This is a genomic window from Moraxella sp. HMSC061H09 (assembly GCF_001809255.1).
GTDB classification, from domain to species: Bacteria; Pseudomonadota; Gammaproteobacteria; order Pseudomonadales; family Moraxellaceae; genus Moraxella; species Moraxella catarrhalis.
In genome coordinates, this window is record NZ_KV796834.1 from 95,963 (window position 1) to 115,408 (window position 19,446).

Annotated in this window: 16 protein-coding genes; 12 read left to right on the top strand and 4 right to left on the bottom strand. The window is 43.5% G+C overall.

Annotation, left to right across the window (positions count from 1 at the left end; translation table 11 throughout):
• Positions 1-321 precede the first annotated feature (321 nt).
• The 4 genes from HMPREF2573_RS00935 to sstT all read left to right on the top strand — a co-directional run bounded on the left by HMPREF2573_RS00935 (position 322) and on the right by sstT (position 3,436).
• The gene (locus tag HMPREF2573_RS00935; protein ID WP_003663364.1) at positions 322-648 is read left to right on the top strand and encodes a TraR/DksA family transcriptional regulator; all 327 of its coding nucleotides are present in this window, start codon (positions 322-324) and stop codon (positions 646-648) included.
• The gene (locus HMPREF2573_RS00940; RefSeq protein ID WP_003662129.1) at positions 648-1,544 is read left to right on the top strand and encodes a pseudouridine synthase; all 897 of its coding nucleotides are present in this window, start codon (positions 648-650) and stop codon (positions 1,542-1,544) included. Before HMPREF2573_RS00935 ends, HMPREF2573_RS00940 begins: the two co-directional genes overlap by 1 nt.
• 337 nt (positions 1,545-1,881) lie before the next feature.
• Positions 1,882-2,175 carry a hypothetical protein gene (locus tag HMPREF2573_RS00945; RefSeq protein ID WP_003662127.1) on the top strand — a complete coding sequence of 98 codons (294 nt, stop codon included), beginning with the start codon at positions 1,882-1,884 and terminating at the stop codon, positions 2,173-2,175.
• 49 nt (positions 2,176-2,224) lie between these two features.
• Positions 2,225-3,436: a serine/threonine transporter SstT gene (gene sstT, locus HMPREF2573_RS00950; protein ID WP_003666027.1), complete on the top strand. Its 1,212-nt coding sequence runs from the start codon at positions 2,225-2,227 to the stop codon at positions 3,434-3,436.
• A gap of 90 nt (positions 3,437-3,526) precedes the next feature.
• Here sstT and HMPREF2573_RS00955 read toward each other — a convergent pair whose 3' ends face one another.
• Both HMPREF2573_RS00955 and ompR read right to left on the bottom strand, forming a co-directional pair.
• Positions 3,527-4,531: a CobW family GTP-binding protein gene (locus tag HMPREF2573_RS00955; RefSeq protein WP_003662122.1), complete on the bottom strand. Its 1,005-nt coding sequence runs from the start codon at positions 4,529-4,531 to the stop codon at positions 3,527-3,529.
• A gap of 66 nt (positions 4,532-4,597) precedes the next feature.
• Positions 4,598-5,332: an osmolarity response regulator transcription factor OmpR gene (gene ompR / locus HMPREF2573_RS00960; RefSeq protein WP_003662120.1), complete on the bottom strand. Its 735-nt coding sequence runs from the start codon at positions 5,330-5,332 to the stop codon at positions 4,598-4,600.
• A gap of 262 nt (positions 5,333-5,594) precedes the next feature.
• Here ompR and HMPREF2573_RS00965 point away from each other — a divergent pair, with 262 nt between their 5' ends.
• Entirely contained in the window at positions 5,595-7,961 is a 2,367-nt protein-coding gene (locus HMPREF2573_RS00965; RefSeq protein WP_003672788.1) for a helix-hairpin-helix domain-containing protein, read from the top strand.
• Between the two features lie 60 nt (positions 7,962-8,021).
• Here the strand turns inward: HMPREF2573_RS00965 and HMPREF2573_RS00970 are convergent, their stop codons facing one another.
• Together HMPREF2573_RS00970 and gltA are read right to left on the bottom strand one after the other, a co-directional pair.
• Entirely contained in the window at positions 8,022-8,720 is a 699-nt protein-coding gene (locus tag HMPREF2573_RS00970) for a CopM family metallochaperone (protein WP_003662116.1), read from the bottom strand.
• A gap of 207 nt (positions 8,721-8,927) precedes the next feature.
• A complete protein-coding gene (gene gltA / locus HMPREF2573_RS00975) occupies positions 8,928-10,217 on the bottom strand; it encodes a citrate synthase (protein ID WP_003661007.1) in 1,290 nt (429 codons plus the stop codon).
• Between the two features lie 800 nt (positions 10,218-11,017).
• On the opposite strand from gltA, the gene sdhC reads away from it, so the two are divergent.
• From sdhC to HMPREF2573_RS09480, 7 genes are all read left to right on the top strand, one after another.
• Positions 11,018-11,407 (top strand): succinate dehydrogenase, cytochrome b556 subunit, encoded by a 390-nt coding sequence (sdhC, locus tag HMPREF2573_RS00980; protein ID WP_003661009.1) that lies wholly within the window; start codon positions 11,018-11,020, stop codon positions 11,405-11,407.
• Between the two features lie 17 nt (positions 11,408-11,424).
• A complete protein-coding gene (gene sdhD, locus HMPREF2573_RS00985) occupies positions 11,425-11,760 on the top strand; it encodes a succinate dehydrogenase, hydrophobic membrane anchor protein (RefSeq protein ID WP_187286500.1) in 336 nt (111 codons plus the stop codon).
• Positions 11,761-11,818: 58 nt separating this feature from the next.
• Entirely contained in the window at positions 11,819-13,669 is a 1,851-nt protein-coding gene (sdhA, locus tag HMPREF2573_RS00990) for a succinate dehydrogenase flavoprotein subunit (protein WP_004460856.1), read from the top strand.
• A 70-nt stretch (positions 13,670-13,739) separates the two neighbouring features.
• Positions 13,740-14,450, top strand: a complete 711-nt coding sequence (locus tag HMPREF2573_RS00995) for a succinate dehydrogenase iron-sulfur subunit (RefSeq protein ID WP_003661014.1) — start codon at positions 13,740-13,742, stop codon at positions 14,448-14,450.
• Positions 14,451-14,837: 387 nt separating this feature from the next.
• On the top strand, positions 14,838-17,693 hold the full coding sequence (locus HMPREF2573_RS01000; RefSeq protein ID WP_013107638.1) for a 2-oxoglutarate dehydrogenase E1 component: 2,856 nt from the start codon (positions 14,838-14,840) through the stop codon (positions 17,691-17,693).
• Between the two features lie 93 nt (positions 17,694-17,786).
• On the top strand, positions 17,787-19,025 hold the full coding sequence (gene odhB, locus HMPREF2573_RS01005; protein ID WP_003666545.1) for a 2-oxoglutarate dehydrogenase complex dihydrolipoyllysine-residue succinyltransferase: 1,239 nt from the start codon (positions 17,787-17,789) through the stop codon (positions 19,023-19,025).
• A gap of 89 nt (positions 19,026-19,114) precedes the next feature.
• On the top strand, positions 19,115-19,446 hold a 332-nt coding region (locus tag HMPREF2573_RS09480), incomplete at its 3' end, for an FAD-dependent oxidoreductase (RefSeq protein ID WP_228141141.1).

A 19,446-nucleotide genomic window follows, 5' to 3' on the forward strand; every position in this document is an offset into this window, starting at 1 on the left:
ATTATCCTTTGCTGTTGGGCTATATTATGCCCAAATTTATTAGGTTAAAATAGTGGCAAATGTCATCAATGTTTGTAAGATATTGCTTACAAAATTGGTATGGGTTTTAATCATTTAAAAACTTTATGATTTGGCAGAGTTTGGTATGGTTATTTTAATCAATTTTCATCAAAATTACAGATAATAGGCTTGATTTATCCATTTTCATCAGTGAAATGGGGTGAAAAATCTAACCAACTATTGCCTTTTGTGATGAATTCATGAATAATGAAAGCGTAAAGAAAATTAAAAATTTGTTTTATACCAACGCTGGGGGTTACCATGCAAAATCTTGATGCTTACAAACAAGACTTATTAGCACTCAAAAAAGAATATCAATCAAGAATTGATAAAATCAGCGATCATATCTCAAACCCCAAAGACCAGCTCCAGCAGCACTGGGATGATCAAGCAGTTGCTGCCAGTCGTGATGAAATGCGTAAGGCATTATTGATTGAGGCCGAGCAAGGACTGACACAGGTCAATGGTGCATTACGCCGTATTGAGCAAGGAGAATACGGCAGCTGTGTTGAATGTGGTGAACCGATTAACGAAAACCGCCTAAAAACTGTGCCTTATACGCCTTATTGTATTCATCATGCGTCTTAATGATGCGTCAGGGCATCTCACCAAGCAAACTGTATTTACCTAAGATAAAAGATGCACCATTGACAATTTTTGAGTATGTGTGCAAAAAATTTCATCATATCGGTACAGCAGTTTGGCAAAAGCGATTTAATGATGGACTGGTCAAAGATATTGATGGCAGGGTGCTTGACTTAAATAGCCCCTATCAGCATGGTATGACCATCACTTACTATCGCCATCTTTGCGATGAGGTTGTTGTACCGTTTGAGCATCACATCATTTATGAAGACCAAACACTGCTGGTGGTGGATAAACCGCATTTTTTGACGGTATCACCAGCAGGTGGCTATGTGCAACAAACACTACTAACACGCCTAAAACAAACCACAGGCAATCCCCATCTTTCACCCGCACATCGCTTGGATAAACAGACGGCTGGGCTGATGATTTTTACCAAGACTTGTGAATCACGCCGTGCTTATCAATCACTGTTTAACGACAGACAAATCAATAAAATTTATCACGCCATCGCACCGATGACTCAGGCACATCAATTCCCTTTACAAGTCTCACTGCCCTTGGTGCGAGGTGAGCCGTTTTATACCATGGCGGTTGGTATCGGCGAGCCTAATACACATACTGATATTGATATCTTAGCGGTCAGTGAAGATGGCAAATGGGCAAAATATGAGCTAAAACCAACAACGGGCAAGCTGCATCAGCTCAGAGTGCACCTAAATTATTTGGGCATACCCATCGCCCACGATAGTTTTTATCCAAAAGTGATGCATCGTGCTAAGGATGATTTTGATAAACCATTACAGCTTTTGGCTAAGCACTTATCATTCACCGACCCTATTACCAACAAACCCATGGCATTTGAATCTGGTTTTGAGCTGGATTTTTCTAAAGTTTGATAAGCTTTTGGGCTTTGATAAAGAATATGCCTACAGCAAAACAAAAATTTGTTACATCCACTTAAAAACATACTTACCATTTTCTTAAGTGCAGTCATAAAAAGGCAAATCAGGTATTACTTACTCGGATTGCATTTAATCTGATTTATGTCAATAAGGATAATAAATTATCTGTTAAACGCAGTAAAACATAAGAAGTTTATCAATAAAAACAACATAAACTGGTGAGATATTTATTAAGAGATAAACTTTTTTGTAACAAATACAAACCAGTGACTTGACTGGTCTTTTTGTTTTGGTTTATGTTATATCTTTTATGGTTTGGGTGGGCAGATACATGGACATCAGTAAAAAAGACAGAATAGCTTTGGTCATCACGATTCTTTTAATTGTGTTTGGTGTTATAAGTGAGGAATTCATTTTTGTTGTACTTTTCTTTATTCTCATTTATTGGGGAGTACGGATTATTAAAAATAACATCTCTTTTATTAACTTTGATAGACGAGACAGGGCTGAAGAAATGCCTGACTCACTGGCTAATGAATTGGCTAAGCTGGCTTATCTTAGACAAACAGGTGTTATTACTGAAGATGAGTTTTTATTCTGTAAAAGTAAGCTGTTAGACCAGTAAGAATTAATCAAAGCACGATGAATAGATTCTTGTCATTTTAGGAGTGATTATGCGTTCAATTGTAGATGCTTATTTGCGTCTGGGTTTGGTGCCACTGATTGTGTTGGCACTGGTGATTGGGACGATAATTGGGGTGGTTGCCCCATCTTTTGGCTTAAGTTTGGGTATTTTGGGCTCAATTTTTGTAGGTGCACTTAAGGCAGTTGCACCAATACTGGTGTTTGTGTTGGTATTGGCAGCGGTTTCAAATCAGCGTATCGGTGCAGACAGTCGTATTAAACCGATTATTTTTCTTTATTTGGTGGGTACATTTTCGGCAGCATTGGTCGCTGTAGGTGCAAGTTTTATGTTCCCAACAGAACTGGTCTTAAATAATATCGAAAGCATTGAGCAAGCTGCACCCCAAAGCTTGCGTGAAGTTTTAACCAATCTTGTGATGAATTTGGTTGCCAACCCTGTGGCATCATTGGCCAATGCCAATTATATGGGGATTTTGACTTGGGCGGTGCTGATTGGTCTTGCGCTTCGCCATGTCACAGAGACCACTTTGCACGTGGTGTCAGATTTGGGTATGGCGGTAACCAGTGTGGTTAAATGGATTATTGCGTTGGCACCGTTTGGGATTTTGGGTCTGGTGGCGTCAACTGTGGCAGAAACTGGTATTCAAGCACTGGTGGGCTATGCACGATTATTGGCGGTACTGGTCGGCTCGATGCTGTTTATTGCTTTGGTGATGAATCCCATCATCGTTGCGGTGATGACACGCAAAAATCCTTATCCTTTAGTATTCACCTGCTTGCGTGAGTCTGGTGTGACGGCATTTTTTACACGCTCATCAGCAGCGAATATCCCTGTAAATATGAACCTTGCACGCAAATTGGGTCTAAGCGAAGATACTTATTCGGTAAGTATTCCTTTGGGTTCGGCGATTAATATGGCGGGTGCTGCGATTACCATTAATATTTTAACCTTGGCGGCAGCACACACTTTAGGGATTGAGGTTAGCTTTGGTGCAGCGGTACTGTTGGCGATTGTCGGCAGTTTGTCAGCGTGTGGCGCTTCTGGCGTGGCGGGCGGATCGCTTTTATTGATTCCTTTGGCGTGTAATTTATTTAACATTCCAAATGATATCGCCATGCAAGTGGTTGCTATCGGCTTTATCATCGGCGTGGTACAAGACTCTGCCGAAACGGCACTTAATTCATCGACTGATGTGCTATTTACAGCAGCGGCAGATCCAAAATACGCCCATTATGGCTAATGATATCAATACTTAAAATGCCTTGCTGATGCAAGGTATTTTTTTGCTCGTTATTAATTTTGCTTGTTATTAAGTAGTGTCATGCACAGTTTACGCCAAATCCATCAATTCACGATCCCAAACTTGCCAACAGTCATCATCTTTGGCATTTTTTTCCTCAAATATCAGCTCAATCTTACTGTGATCTCGGGCGGTGGTGTCTGTGATATTGATACTCTCGGGGGTAATATTGATTAAAAGCCAGCCTTCTAAAGTATGCACAACCCCCTTGATGCGTAAATAATTCGGACGAGATAACAGCCACTTTTGTAGATGATAACTATCAAATTGCCATGTGCTAGGCAGTCGCCACCCGCCCACTTGATGTGCTGCTCGTCGCTCATGATACCGATAAGGTAAATCATTTAACTCCTTGGCAGTTTTGTCGGTGGCTTGAGTTATCATTGAGTTTGACGCTGTCAAACGAATCCGCCAAGTCGTCTTTTGAGCGTTATGTGGCGTGGTTAATAATATTTCAGCAATTTCTTGGTTTAAAGGTGCCTCATCGATGATGACAGCATGCTCATTGATGCTTTTGATCCACGCTCTTAAAGCCTGCCGTTCATGATCTGTGAGTGTATCATGGCGATTGATGGCAACAATATCAGCGTGACGCACATGGGCAATATAGCCATCATGAGTGCGATATTTTTCTTGTTGCCACTGAGGTGCGCTGAGTACACAGATGACGGCATTGAGCGTAAGCGTGGTTTGCCAATGTGGTTCAGACAGCTGATCTAACAGCTCATTGGGGTGTGCAAGCCCTGTCGGCTCAATAATTAGGCGATCAGGATGATGCTCATTAATGAGCCTGACAAGTGCAACTTGCAAGGGCAGTTGACCTGTGCAACAGATGCAGCCGCCATTAACTTCTTTGATGGCGATGTCATCATCGGTCACAAGCGCACTGTCTATACCAATTTGACCAAATTCATTCAGCAGTAGCGCCCATCTTTGGTGGGATTTATGAGTAATTAGGGCGTTGATGAGCGTGGTTTTGCCAGCACCAAGAAAGCCTGTAACAAGCGTGGTTGGAATTTGATGAATCGGTCTCATGGTTATTTTGACTTATCAATGAAATAAAGATGGGACGAAACTGTCCCATTATGGCATATGTGCTAATCAGCCTTCAGCACCATCTGGCACAAATACATAGCCCACGCCCCAAACCGTCTGGATATAGCGAGCTTGAGAAGGATTGTCTTCGATCAATCTGCGTAGGCGAGATACCTGAACATCAATAGAACGCTCCATCGCACCCCACTCACGACCACGCGCAAGATTCATGAGCTTATCACGAGTCAAAGGCTCTCTTGGGTGCTGAACCAAAGCTTTTAAAACACTAAACTCACCAGTAGTTAAGGTAACGACATTACCATCTCGTTTGAGAGTGCGTGTGGATAAATCCAGTGTCCAAGGTCCAAACTCTACCACTTCTACTTGTTGGCTTGGGGCGCCTGGCAGTTCTCTATTTTGGCGACGCAATACCGCTTTGATACGTGCAAGCAGCTCTTTTGGGTTAAACGGTTTTGGCAAATAGTCATCAGCACCTGCTTCAAGTCCTGCAATGCGATCCGCATCAGAGCCTTTGGCGGTGAGCATGATGATGGGAATGCTTGAATTTTCTGCACGCAGACGCTTACAAATTGCGATGCCATCTTCGTCAGGGAGCATTAAATCTAAAACAATCAAAGAAAACATCTCACGCGCGATGAGTTTATCCATCTGCTTACCATCATGTGCAACACGCACCACATAACCATCATCTTCCAAAAAGCGTTGCAACAGTGTTCGTAGCCGAGCATCGTCATCTACCACCAAAATACGGTGCGTCATCGTATCTAATATGTCTGTCATATCATCTTCCTTATCATCATATACCGACTGTATCAAGTCGGCTCAATAGTCTTAGTGTACAATATTGCACAGTAAAATGTCACTAGTTTTATGTTAATTTTCTTTGAGATTTGGTCAAAACTGCCTGAAAGTTTTGATGGTATTTTAAAGGATATTTTAAAGGCTGTCGGTAGACTTTGAGCGCTGGGCTTTGGTGTTTTGAGTGAAAGTTGGTATAATAGGTAAACATTTCCTGCCAATCGGCGTAATTAAAAGAATCCTTATGACCAACACAACGACTGATACCGACATTCAAATCGACCATCAAGCCATTTATGCCAAACTTGCTGCAACGCATGCCATCAAAAGCACTCAGGTTGAAGTATTTGCTAGACTTTATGATGAAGGGGCAAGCGTTCCTTTTATTGCTCGCTATCGCAAAGAGCATACTGGCGGCCTAGATGATGAGATTTTGCGTGAACTTGAAAAATCACTCATCATTGAGCGAGATTTGGCAGCACGCCGCCAAAAAATCCTAGGTTTGTTGGCCGCTCAAAATGTCATGACGGATGAGCTTGCTGAACGGGTGAATACCGCCTCAACCAAGCTTGAGCTTGAAGAGATTTATCAGCCTTATCGTCCACGCCGTCGCTCTGTGGCTGCACGCGCAAAATTGGCAGGACTTGAACCAATTGCACATGCTGTTTTGGCAGGTCAAAGCCCAGCAGAAGCACTTGAGGGCTATGTATCACCTGAGACGCTGACCGATGATAAAGGCGAAACTTTCGAGGCTGATTTTGGTGATTTTGATAAACAAATCGTCGGCATTCAGGCGATTATTTTGGATGAATGGGCGACAGCATTGGACTTATTGGACAAGGTACGCACTGGATTTAATGCCACGGCAAGCATTCGCTCTGAATTAATCGGTGAAGAAAAGCGTGAAGCGGGCGAAAAATTCAAAGACTATTTTGAGCATACCGAACCATTTGCCAAGCTATCAAATCACCGCCTGCTTGCTATGTTGCGTGGGCGTCAACAAAATGTATTGGTGTTACATGTTGATGGTGAAGATGAACCATTTATTGAGATGATCATGCGTCATTTTGAGATTGACCCAAAAGCTGCTAATGGTGAATTTTTGACCGAGACCGCCAAAAAACTTTGGCTGGTTAAGTGGCGTTCACAGATTGAGCACCGCCTCTTAACCGAGCGTCGCTTGGCAGCAGAGGCGGATGCCATCGCTGTTTTTGCAGAGAATCTCAAGCATCTACTTATGGTTGCTCCAACGGGTCGTAAGGCGATTTTGGGGGTGGATCCGGGCTATAGTCATGGCGTCAAGATGGCGGTGATTGATGGCATGGGTGAGGTGTTGGCAACTGATACGGTCTATCCTTTTAAGCCGCACCATAAACTGGCCGAAGCCAAAGATCGCATTGAGACGCTGATTAAGACGCATCAGGTTGAATTGGTCGCTATTGGTAATGGTACTGCCAGCCGAGAAAGTGAAGAGCTGGTGAAATCAATCATTCGTGAAGCTTCTTTATCTACTCAGGCATTGGTGGTCTCAGAGGCGGGTGCATCGGTTTATTCAGCCAGCGAAATCGCCTCCCAAGAGTTGCCTGATTTGGATGTGTCGGTGCGTGGTGCTGTGTCGATTGCACGCCGCTTACAAGATCCGTTATCAGAATTGGTCAAGGTTGAGCCAAAAGCGATCGGCGTCGGTCAGTATCAGCACGATGTCAATCAAACTGAGCTTGAAAGCAGTTTAGACAAGGTAACCGAAGACTGTGTCAATGCGGTGGGGGTAGATGTCAATACCGCAAGCCCTGCAATTTTAGCTCATATCTCAGGGCTTAATAAAAATGTTGCCCAACAAATTGTTGAGTATCGTCGTGCACATGGTGCTTTTACTAACCGTGAAGCACTAAAAAATGTACCACGCTTGGGCGTCAAAACTTTTGAGCAAGCAGCAGGGTTTTTGCGTATCAAAGAGGGTGATGAACCACTGGACGCTACTGGTGTCCACCCTGAAAGCTACGGATTGGTATATGAAATTTTAACTCAGCATGGTAAATCACTAGATGAGGTGTTGGGCAATGAGAGCTTGACCAAAGCGCTTAATGACAGCTCGGATAATTTTAGCCAATTGGCAACAGTTTTAAATGAGCTTGCCAAACCTGCACATGACCCTCGTGGAGAGTTTCGTACTGCCAAGTTTCGTGATGATGTTAATGAAATCAAAGACTTAAAAGTAGGTATGACCCTTGAGGGTGTCGTGACCAATGTGACCGCTTTTGGCTGTTTTGTCGATGTTGGCGTGCATCAAGATGGCTTAGTGCATATCTCAGAGCTATCAGATGGTTTTGTGACCAACCCTGCTGATGTTGTTAAGCCTCAAGATATTGTTACAGTTCGGGTTATTTCGGTGGATGAAGTGCGTGGGCGTATTGGCTTTAGTATGAAATCTGAAAAATCTGCCAAAGCTAATCAGTCAGCCAAGGCGGATAAAGCAGACAAATCGGCAAATCATAAGCCCAAAGCAGATCGCAAACCTGCTCGCCAAGACAAACCAAAATCTACCGCCAAACCTGCCAAAACGATGGGCAGCTTTGGTGCGCTGTTACAGCAGGCAGGATTGGGTAAATAATTCGCTCATCTGACTTGCCAAGCCCATCAAGCGTGATTGCTTGATGGGTTTTTTGTTTGATTATTGGCTGATACCACGACTGCCGAGCCACTGTTTCATCAGTGCAATCTCTGGGTTTTGGGCGTCGATGATGTCTTGGGCAAGCTTACGCATGGCGGCATCTTTGCCGTATTTTAGCTCGATCTGTGCCATCTGTATCGCCCCTTGGTGATGCGGAATCATCCCTTGGGCAAAGGCGATGTCAGCATCTTCGTGATGTACCCCTGTCATCATCGCATCATGTATACTCATGTCGCTAAGATAGGCTTTGGCGTGCTCGCTATTGGCATCGATGGCATCTTTATCTTGGGCGGTAGTCAGCCAATTTTGCATAAATTCAATCTCGGTTTGTTGTGTATCGATGATGTCTTGGGCAAGCTTACGCATGGCGGCATCTTTGCCGTATTTTAGCTCGATCTGTGCCATCTGTATCGCCCCTTGGTGATGCGGGATCATCCCTTCAACGAAAGCGACATCGGCATGAGCTTTGGTGGCAGCTGCCATCATCGCATCGTGCATGGTGTTCATCGACTGCATGTACTCGCTGGTGTGTGCAGCCATCGGCATGCTGGTATCGTGATGGGCGTGTGCTGCGTGCTGCGTCTCTTGTGCATTTTGTGTGCTTAGTGCAGCTGTTTGCTCAGTGCCAGCGGTGGGCTGACTACAAGCACTCAAGGCAGTAGCAAAAGCGATGGCAAGCAGAGGTTTGTTGATGATCATGTCAGGCTCCTTGGTGGTGATTGATCGTATTATTATAAACCCATGCTTTTGGGTAGGACCAGTATTTGTGTGTAACACTTTCTTGCTAGGATTTACACTCTGGCGATTTGGTCAGTATGGTGCTAGGGATGATGATATCTATAACACAAAAAATTTCCCCAAGCGATCACTTGGGGAAATTTTTATAGTAAATCCGTATAAAGCGGATTATTTACGTTTGTCCACAGGTACGAACTCACGATGCGTCTCGCCAGTGTAACGCTGGCGTGGACGACCGATTTTAAAAGACTCTGAGTGCATTTCTGTCCAGTGAGCAATCCAGCCAGCAGTACGCGCCAAGGCAAAGATTACGGTAAACATTGAGGTTGGGATACCGATGGCTTTTAGGATGATGCCAGAGTAGAAGTCAACATTTGGATAGAGTTTACGCTCAACAAAATACGGATCTTCTAGGGCGATTTTTTCAAGTTTCATCGCAAGCTCGAGTTTAGGATCATTGATGCCCAAAGCGCCCAAAACCTCATCACATGTCTCTTTCATGACTTTGGCGCGTGGATCAAAGTTGCGATAGACACGATGACCAAAGCCCATTAATTTGACTTCTTTACGCTTAACTTTTTCCATAAATTCTTCGACATGTTCAACAGAGCCGATTTCATCAAGCATCTCAAGAACAGCTTCGTTAGCACCGCCATGCGATGGTCCCCAAAGTGCTACGATACCCGCTGCGATACATGCGTATGGGTTGGCACCTGTTGAGCCTGCCAAGCGTACGGTAGAAGTGGATGCGTTTTGTTCGTGGTCAGCGTGTAGGGTAAAGATTTTATCCATCGCTTTGACAAGCACAGGATTGACTTTATAATCTGGTTCACCTGGTGTGGCAAACATCATATACAAGAAGTTTTCAGCATAGCTAAAATCTTTGCGTGGATACATGAATGGCTCGCCGATTGAGTATTTATAGCTCATCGCAGCAAGGGTTGGTACTTTTGCAATCAAATCCACGGCAGTATTGTCACGATGCTCAGCATCGGAGATATCCAAATGGTTGTGATAGAACGCTGACAGTGCACCCACCACGCCAACCATGATTGCCATTGGGTGAGCATCACGGCGGAAACCCTCAAAGAATTTACGCAACTGATCGTGTACAGACATATGATCAGAGATGCGTTGATAAAATGCTTGTTTTTGTTCGGCGTTGGGCAAATCGCCGTATAATAACGCATAACAAACTTCTAAATACTCAGCCTTGGATGCTAAGTCGTCAATGGCATAGCCACGATGTAAAAGCTCGCCTTTTTCACCATCAATAAAAGTGATGGCAGATTCTACTGGTGCAGTCGCCATAAAGCCAGGATCATAAGTCCATAAACCTGCTTTGGCAACAGCACTAATGTCCAGTACTGGACGACCCAAAGTGCTCTCCAGCACGGGCATGTCGTATTCGGTACCGTCAACGGTAAGAGTAACTTTCTTTGACATAATTGACCTCATCTATGGTTAAAATCATCTGAAAACCTTGTATTGTACATGACAACAGTCACCATACTTCCTTGTGGGTGCTAGCACCATATAAGATACAAATACAATCAGATGAATAATTTCACACAAATTGGCTAAGCCATTAGCCCAAATCGTGTGGCGTCCTTGTTTTGTTATATATTCATATCTGCATGTAGGCACGATCAATAGTGAACCTTTTGGATAATACAAAATTGGATAATACAAAAACTTTGATAAAGTTACAAGACTTTTTCGTATCAAGAACAAAATTAGTGAACATTCACCCACTGGCTCAACTTGGATTTTAGGGGCAATTTGCTTACTTGGCAAGCAATTTTCAAAGCCTGACACTGTTTGTAACAATTAATTCACGCATTTGTGAGGTATTTTTTGGAAAAATTTCGGAAATTTTGCACAAAGTTTGGGATTTTGTTTGTAATTATTGAGTAAGCGTTTTATAATTTAGGTCATTTATGTTCGCATTTTTCTAAACGATAATCAATCGTAGTTATCAGAAAATTAAGCTTCTACCAATCAATTTTAATGATAAGTCGTTGTTGATAAGTACACATTGACTCTATAATAAGACCATGAAATTTTGATGGTTTGGTGATTGGTTATCGTGATAAGATTGTGCATTTTTTTGTGGTGCTCGCTGAAAGCTCATGACCTGTGATGAGTTGTGAGAATTGATTGGGCGGTATTTTTTGCGTATTTACCTATGTATCTACTGCCCGATTGATAAGCCAGCCAGCTACTCCTTGCCATTTTTCGGCGTAAATTAGATAAGGATGCCCGCTGTGAAAAGCAACCGACCGATTAACCTACCATTAAGCCAAGTGATTGCGGTGAACTCAAAATCACCGATTGCTATGGCTTCTATTTTGCATCGTGTGTCAGGCATTGTGCTGTTTTTGCTTGTGCCTGTCATGTTGTGTATTCTTCAAACTTCATTATCATCAGCTGATAGTTTTGCTGCTGTATTTAACAATATCGCCCTGCGTTTTGTGGCATGGATTTTTGTGGCGGCAACCGCTTACCATTTTGTTATGGGTATCAAGCATTTGCTTGCTGATGCTGGCATGAATGAAGAGCTTAAATCTGGGCGTACTGCTGCGGTGATTAGTTTTGTAATCGCGGCTGTACTGATTGTCGCATCGTTTGTATGGGTGATGTTCTAATGAGAAATAATTCTGGTATTAAAAGTGCGACTGGCTTGACAGGTTCAGGTTCACGAGATTGGATTTTACAGCGTATTAGTGCGGTTGTCTTAGCAGTTTATAGCGTTGTTATGGTAGGCTTTTTCCTATTCAATGATGTGAATTTTGAAAGCTGGCAAGGCTTTATGCTAAGTCTACCAATGAAGCTATTTAGCTTGGTGGCGATTTTATCATTGGTATTTCACGCATGGGTGGGCATGTGGACGGTTTTGACGGATTATGTCAAATCATCAGGTTTGCGTTTGGTCATCCAATCTTTGGTCATTATCGCTGTTTTGGTCTATCTGTTTTGGGGCGTGATGATTTTTTGGTAATTAACCAAAGCTTCAACATACGAATACCAAATGCAATATGCAATCATTAGGAATTAACATGGCAACAAACCAAGATAACACAATTAATAATATCCCAACGCTAAACTTTGATGCCGTCATCGTTGGCGGTGGTGGTTCAGGCATGCGTGCGTCATTGCAATTAGTCAATGGTGGTATGAAAGTCGCTGTCATTACCAAAGTTTTCCCCACTCGCTCACATACCGTTGCAGCCCAAGGTGGTATCGGTGCATCTTTGGGTAATATGAGTCCTGATAACTGGCATTTTCATTTTTATGATACCGTCAAAGGCTCTGACTGGTTAGGTGACCAAGATGCCATTGAATATATGTGCCGTGAAGCACCTAAGGTCGTTTATGAGCTAGAACACATGGGCATGCCCTTTGACCGTAACGCAGATGGTACGATTTACCAGCGCCCATTTGGTGGTCACAGCTCAAATTATGGCGAAAAACCTGTGCCTCGTGCGTGTGCTGCCGCCGACCGTACAGGTCATGCGCTTTTGCATACCTTATACCAAAAAAATCTTGAAAAAGGCACACAGTTTTTTGTGGAGTGGATTGCGCTCGACTTGATTAAAGATGATGAAGGTAATATTAATGGCGTGATCGCCCTAGACCAAGAAACAGGTAATATTTCGGTTTTCCAAGCCAATACCACAGTATTAGCAACAGGTGGTGCAGGTCGTATCTTTAAAGCATCAACCAATGCTTATATTAATACAGGAGATGGCTTGGGCATGGCGGTGCGTGCTGGCATTCCTTTGCAAGACATGGAATTTTGGCAATTTCACCCAACAGGTGTGGCAGGAGCTGGCGTCCTATTGACCGAAGGCTGTCGTGGTGAGGGTGCAATTTTACGCAATAAGCATGGCGAAGCATTCATGGAGCGTTATGCCCCAACTCTAAAAGATTTGGCCCCTCGTGATTTCGTCTCTCGCTCTATGGACCAAGAGATTAAAGAGGGTCGTGGTTGTGGTCCCAATGGTGATTACATTGTCATGGACATGACGCACTTAGGTGCTGCTACGCTGATGAAGCGCTTGCCGTCAGTGTTTGAGATTAGCAAAAACTTTGGTAATGTGGATATTACCAAAGAACCTGTGCCTGTTGTGCCGACTATCCATTATATGATGGGTGGTATTCCAACCAACATTCACGGTCAGGTTACTGTACCAAACCTAGAAGGTCCTGTTGATGAACAGGGTCTATATACCGAAGGTCGCATTGTTAAAGGTCTTTATGCCATTGGTGAGTGTGCGTGTGTATCTGTTCATGGTGCCAACCGCTTAGGTACTAACTCACTGCTTGATTTGGTGGTGTTTGGTCGTGCAGCAGGTCAGCACATCATTGATGAATTTAACCAAACGGGGCGTAATTATAAGCCGCTTAATCCACGGGTGCTAGATTTTACCCAGTCTCGTCTTGATAAGCTACAAAACTCTACCGAAGGCTACAATGCCCAAGAGGTTGCTGATGAGATTCGTAATACCATGCAGTCTCATGCTGGCGTGTTTCGTACTCAGGCACTGATGGATGAAGGTGTACAAAAAATCATGGCACTTGCCCCAAAAGTTGAGCAAATCCATTTGGCAGATAAATCAGCTGTCTTTAATACCGCCCGTATTGAGGCACTTGAGGTAGCAAACTTATATGAAGTTGCAAAAGCAACTATGATTTCTGCGTCTCTGCGTCACGAATGTCGTGGTGCACATATGGTGGTTGATTATGAGCATCCAGCAGATTATGAGCCAGCACCACTTGGCCGTAATGATAGCGAATGGATGAAGCACACAATTTGGTATTCAGAGGGTAATAAAGTTGTGTATAAGCCAGTTCGTAAGCAGCCATTGACGGTTGATTATTGTGTGCCGCGTGTTCGGACTTTCTAATCACCCTAAGCCAAATATCGGAGGGTTGGCGTGACGCCAATCCTATCCAAATTATTACTGGAGAAAAATCATGAGTCGAGGCACCCGTATCGTAGAGATTTATCGCTATGACCCAGACAAAGATAATGCCCCTTATATGCAGTCATATACCGTTGAATTACTAGATTCAGACCGTATGTTGCTTGATGTTTTACTTCGCCTAAAGCGTGAAGATGAAACCTTAACTTTCCGCCGCTCGTGCCGTGAGGGTATTTGTGGCTCTGATGGTATGAATATCAATGGCAAAAATGGTTTGGCATGCTTGATTAATATGAATACTTTGCCAAACAAAATCACCATCCGACCTTTACCAGGGTTGCCTGTGATTAAAGATTTGGTTGTGGATATGAACCAATTTTATGAACAGTATGAAAAAGTTCATCCATATTTAATTAATAACCAGCCTGCACCGCCTAAAGAGCGATTGCAATCACCAGAAGAGCGTGAAAAAATGAACGGTCTTTACGAGTGTATCTTGTGTGCGTGCTGTTCAACGGCTTGCCCATCATTTTGGTGGAATCCTGATAAATTCTTAGGCCCATCTGCATTATTAAATGGCTATCGTTTTATTATTGATAGTCGTGATACCGACACCCAAGCTCGTTTGGCTCGCTTAGATGACCCATTTAGCTTATTCCGTTGCCGTGGTATTATGAACTGTGTCAGCGTTTGCCCCAAGGGGTTAAACCCAACCAAAGCCATCGGTCATATTCGTAATATGCTTTTAGATCAAGCAGGATAATCAAACTTTAAGCATATTTTAAATCTATAAAAAGCCGTATCGCTGGGTGCGGCTTTTTATATTGGTATCACTAAGATCGCCATATCAGGGCATGCGTATCTTTGATAGTATTTTGATAAAATGAAATAAATCTTAATAATGTTATCCATTGTTGCATATAACACTAAAAATTAGCCTTGGTGATCGTAAGTTTATACTCAGGTAAAAGTATCTACGCTTTTTTGGCTTTATAAGGATAATTGTATTTTAGGGTAATTATCACCCTTGTTATCTTTATCCAAATGGCGTACACTATGCATACCTATGTGTCAGTTTTGATACAGATTGACAGCCATGGTTGTCAAGAGCATGGCACATCAACTTTTTTAATAAAATGGCGAAAAACGAATGACAAACAGTAGTAAAGATACGGTGGCCTTTGCAAACACCGAATTGGCGGCAGACAGTGCAGCCTATGTCGAAGCACTGTATGAACAATATATGGCAGACAGCCAAAGTGTGAGCAAAGAGTGGCAAGATTATTTTGCTACTTATCGTCAAGATGATGATGCACCACACAATGCAATCAAAGAGCAGTTTTTATTGTTGGCACGCAACCAATCAGGATTGACCGCAAAATCAAGCGACTCATCTGTCGAGCATCATCCTAAACAAATGGCGGTGCAGGCATTAATTTCTGCCTATCGTCGCCGTGGTCATCGCAAGGCAAATCTTGATCCATTGGGGCTACATCCGCGTCCAGAGGTTGAGGATTTGACTTTGGCATTTCATGGGTTGGCGGAGTCAGATTTGGACACCACATTTCCAACCAATGATTTGGCGATTGGGAAATCAGAAGCTAAATTGCGTGAAATTATCGAAATCTTAGAGCGTGTGTATTGCCAAAGCATTGGTTATGAATATATGCATGTTTTTCAGGGGGTTGAAAAGCGTTGGATCGAAAATTATATCGAGTCAAATCACGGCCATATCAAATTTGACAAAGATAAAAAATTAGAAATTCTAGAGCGTCTAACAGCGGCTGAAGGTTTGGAAAAATACTTAGCTCGTAAATATACAGGTGTCAAGCGTTTTGGCCTAGAAGGTGGCGAAAGCTTCATTCCTGCAGTGCATGAGATGGTACAACGCGCAGGTACTCATGGCTCAAAAGAGGTTGTCATTGGTATGGCACACCGTGGCCGTTTGAATCTTTTGGTCAATATTTTGGGCAAAAAACCAAGCGATTTGTTTGATGAATTTGATGGTAAAGTGCAGCCTGTTAATGGTTCAGGGGATGTAAAATATCACAATGGTTTTTCATCTAATGTCATGACACCAGGCGGTGAGATGCACTTGGCATTGGCATTTAACCCATCACACCTTGAGATTGTCTCTCCCGTGCTTCAAGGTTCGGTAAGAGCACGCCAAGCACGCCGTTCTGAAAAATATGGCTTACAAATTGATAACAGTACGGTTTTGCCTTTGGTGGTGCATGGAGATGCCGCACTGGCAGGTCAGGGTGTTAACCAAGAGACTTTCCAAATGTCTCAAACACGCGCCTATAAGACTGGCGGTACGGTTCATATTGTCATCAATAACCAAGTTGGCTTTACCACTTCTCGTATTGAAGACGCTCGCTCGACAGAGTATTGTACTGATGTTGCCAAAATGGTTCATGCACCGATTTTGCATGTCAATGGCGATGACCCTGAAGCGGTCGTATTTGCCTCTCAATTGGCTGTGGATTACCGCCGTGAATTTGGCAAAGATGTTATGCTAGATATTTTCTGTTATCGCCGTAATGGTCATAACGAATCTGACGAGCCATCTGCGACACAGCCTTTGATGTATGCAGTCATCAAAAAACTACCGACCACGCGTGCCCAATATGTTGAGCAATTGGTTCAAGAGGGTATCATTACTCATGAGCAGGGTGCCAAGCTTGAAGATGACTATCGTGAACTATTGGATCGTGGTGAGTTTGTTGCAGGCGGTTTGGTCAGCGAGCCAAATACTGAACTGTTCGTTGATTGGAAGCCTTATTTAGGTCACGATTTGCAAGACGACTGGGAAACGGGCGTCGATATCGAAAAGCTCAAATCCTATGGTCGTGCGATGGCAAAAATCCCTGAAGGGTTTACCCTGCAGCGTCAAGTGGCGAAAGTCGTTGAGCAGCGTTTGGCGATGCAAACTGGTGAAGAACCTCTTAACTGGGGCGCTGCTGAGACTTTGGCATATGCTAGCCTTGCTGCTGAAGGTTCATTGGTGCGTATTACAGGCGAGGATGTCGGTCGTGGCACATTCTCACATCGTCATTCAGAACTGTATAATATGAATGATGGCAGTATGTATATTCCTCTGCAACATATCACCAAAGACCAAGCACGCTTTGCCACTTATAATTCACTGCTATCAGAAGAGGCGGTATTGGCTTTTGAATATGGCTATGCCACCACAGTGCCGAATGCATTGATTATTTGGGAAGCACAGTTTGGCGACTTTGTGAACGGTGCACAGGTGGTGATCGATCAGTTTATTTCATCTGGTGAAACCAAATGGCAGCGTGTTTGTGGTTTGACGATGCTTTTACCTCATGGTTTTGAGGGTCAAGGTCCTGAGCATTCATCAGCGCGTCTGGAGCGTTTCTTGCAGCTGTGTGCTGAGGATAATATGCAGGTCATTACGCCAACAACGCCAGCACAGATTTTCCATGCCTTACGCCGTCAGGTAGTACGCCCAATCCGCAAACCATTGATTGTGATGTCGCCTAAGAGCTTGCTTAGACATCCACTTGCAACCTCTAATTTAGAAGAATTGGCATCGGGCAAATTTGAAACTGTCTTGCCTGAAATTGATTCAATCAATCATGAGCAGGTGACACGCTTGGTACTTTGTGGCGGTAAAGTGTATTATGATTTGCTCGATCAGCGTCGCAAACTGGGTCAAGAGCATATCGCTATTGTTCGTATTGAGCAGCTGTATCCGTTGCCTGAAGAACGCATCTTGGCTGAAATTGACAAGTATCCAAACTTAGAAGAAATCATGTGGGCACAAGAAGAGCCGCTGAATCAAGGTGCTTGGTATTACTTAGCACCTGAGCTATTCCGTATGGTAGTACCTGCACCAACGAAGGCAAAAATTATTACACCTTCGGCGCGTCCTGCCGCTGCTGCACCTGCGACAGGCTCACCAAAACTGCACACCGAACAACAAAAAGCTTTGATTGCTGAAGCCTTGGGTGTGACAGTGGAAGCCTTGAAGTAACATTCATTAGCCAAAGTGCCGTGTGCGTTTTGGCTAATAACATTTAGTATTTAAAATAACATATTTTGATTTATAAACTTGAAGGAGTTTATTATGGCTGAAATTAAAGCCCCTGTATTTCCAGAATCAGTACAAGATGGTACGATCGTTGAATGGCATGTTGCTGAAGGTGAAGCCGTTAGCCGTGACCAACTTTTGGCTGAAGTTGAGACTGATAAAGTAGTTTTGGAGATTGTTGCGCCTGACAATGGTGTGATTACCAGTATCGTTAAGAATGTGGATGATACCGTATTATCGGCAGAAGTGGTTGCAATTTTTGAGGCGGGTGCGTCAGCACCAGCAGGTGAAGCACCATCAAAAGATGGTGAGCTGTCAAAAGACGAAGCTGATAAAGGCACAACCATTGATCCAGCATCGGTTGCAGCACCAGTACAACCAAAAGATGAATCAGCAACATCAGAAGCTGAATATAAAGATCACAGCCCAGCAGTCAGAAAAGCCGCCAAAGAAACTGGTGTTAATCCTGCTGATGTTCAAGGCTCAGGGCGTGGCGGTCGGGTGACCAAATCTGATATGATTAACCCTACCCTAAAAGCTGATAACGGTCAAGTGATTGCCACAGCTGTTGGTCAGCGTATCGAAAAGCGTGAGCCGATGACTCGTCTGCGTAAGCGTATCGCTGAACGACTATTGTCAGCCACTCAAGAAACTGCGATGTTGACGACATTTAATGAAGTTAATATGAAGCCGTTGATGGATTTGCGTGCCAAATACAAAGATCGTTTTGAGAAGCGTCATGGCGTTAAACTTGGCTTTATGTCATTATTTGTTAAGGCTGCCACCGAAGCCTTGAAGCGTTTCCCAGCAGTGAATGCATCGATTGATGGTAGCGATATCATTTATCATGGCTATTATGATGTGGGTGTGGCGGTATCAAGTGATCGTGGCTTGGTTGTGCCAGTGCTGCGTGATACTGATCGCATGAGTATGGCAGATGTTGAGGCGGGCATTCGTGATTATGCAACTAAGGCGCGTGATGGTAAACTGAGCATTGAGGAGATGACTGGCGGTACATTTACCATTACCAATGGCGGTGTGTTTGGTTCATTGTTATCAACACCAATCATCAACCCACCACAAACTGCAATTTTGGGCATGCATGCAATCAATGAGCGTCCAATGGCAGTTGATGGCGAAGTTGTTATCCTACCGATGATGTATCTTGCGTTATCTTATGATCACCGTTTGATTGATGGCAAAGAAGCAGTTCAATTCCTAGTGACAATTAAGGAGTTGATTGAAGATCCATCAATGCTACTACTTGACCTATAAGGTTTGACAGATGGTTTTTGCAAAGGATTGTTGGAGGCGTTCTGACAATTCTTTGTGTGTTTTTAACATAGAGAAAAAAAGAGAATATGATGAAAAATTCTTATGATTTAGTTGTAATTGGTGGCGGTCCTGGTGGCTATGAAGCAGCGATTCGTGGGGCACAGCTGGGCTTTAGTGTTGCTTGTATCGAAAAGCGTGTACATAAAGGCGAACCTGCTCTTGGTGGTACTTGCCTAAATGTGGGCTGTATCCCATCAAAAGCCTTACTTGACAGCTCACACCGCTTTGAGGCGACCAAGCATGAATTGACTGACCACGGTATCACAACAGGTGATGTTAATATTGACATTGCCAAGATGCTTGAGCGTAAAGACAGTATCGTCAAGGGGCTAACCCAAGGCGTGGCAGGTCTTTTGAAGGG

Bases quoted from the DNA above. Each gene is read 5' to 3' on its own strand.
- HMPREF2573_RS00970 (WP_003662116.1), bottom strand. From the start codon at position 8,720: ATGATCATCAACAAACCTCTGCTTGCCATCGCTTTTGCTACTGCCTTG.
- HMPREF2573_RS01000 (WP_013107638.1), top strand. From the start codon at position 14,838: ATGACAAACAGTAGTAAAGATACGGTGGCCTTTGCAAACACCGAATTG.
- HMPREF2573_RS00935 (WP_003663364.1), top strand. From the start codon at position 322: ATGCAAAATCTTGATGCTTACAAACAAGACTTATTAGCACTCAAAAAA.
- HMPREF2573_RS00995 (WP_003661014.1), top strand. From the start codon at position 13,740: ATGAGTCGAGGCACCCGTATCGTAGAGATTTATCGCTATGACCCAGAC.
- odhB (WP_003666545.1), top strand. From the start codon at position 17,787: ATGGCTGAAATTAAAGCCCCTGTATTTCCAGAATCAGTACAAGATGGT.
- sdhC (WP_003661009.1), top strand. From the start codon at position 11,018: ATGCCCGCTGTGAAAAGCAACCGACCGATTAACCTACCATTAAGCCAA.
- HMPREF2573_RS00940 (WP_003662129.1), top strand. From the start codon at position 648: ATGATGCGTCAGGGCATCTCACCAAGCAAACTGTATTTACCTAAGATA.
- ompR (WP_003662120.1), bottom strand. From the start codon at position 5,332: ATGACAGACATATTAGATACGATGACGCACCGTATTTTGGTGGTAGAT.
- sstT (WP_003666027.1), top strand. From the start codon at position 2,225: ATGCGTTCAATTGTAGATGCTTATTTGCGTCTGGGTTTGGTGCCACTG.
- sdhA (WP_004460856.1), top strand. From the start codon at position 11,819: ATGGCAACAAACCAAGATAACACAATTAATAATATCCCAACGCTAAAC.
- gltA (WP_003661007.1), bottom strand. From the start codon at position 10,217: ATGAGGTCAATTATGTCAAAGAAAGTTACTCTTACCGTTGACGGTACC.
- HMPREF2573_RS00955 (WP_003662122.1), bottom strand. From the start codon at position 4,531: ATGAGACCGATTCATCAAATTCCAACCACGCTTGTTACAGGCTTTCTT.
- HMPREF2573_RS00945 (WP_003662127.1), top strand. From the start codon at position 1,882: ATGGACATCAGTAAAAAAGACAGAATAGCTTTGGTCATCACGATTCTT.
- HMPREF2573_RS00965 (WP_003672788.1), top strand. From the start codon at position 5,595: ATGACCAACACAACGACTGATACCGACATTCAAATCGACCATCAAGCC.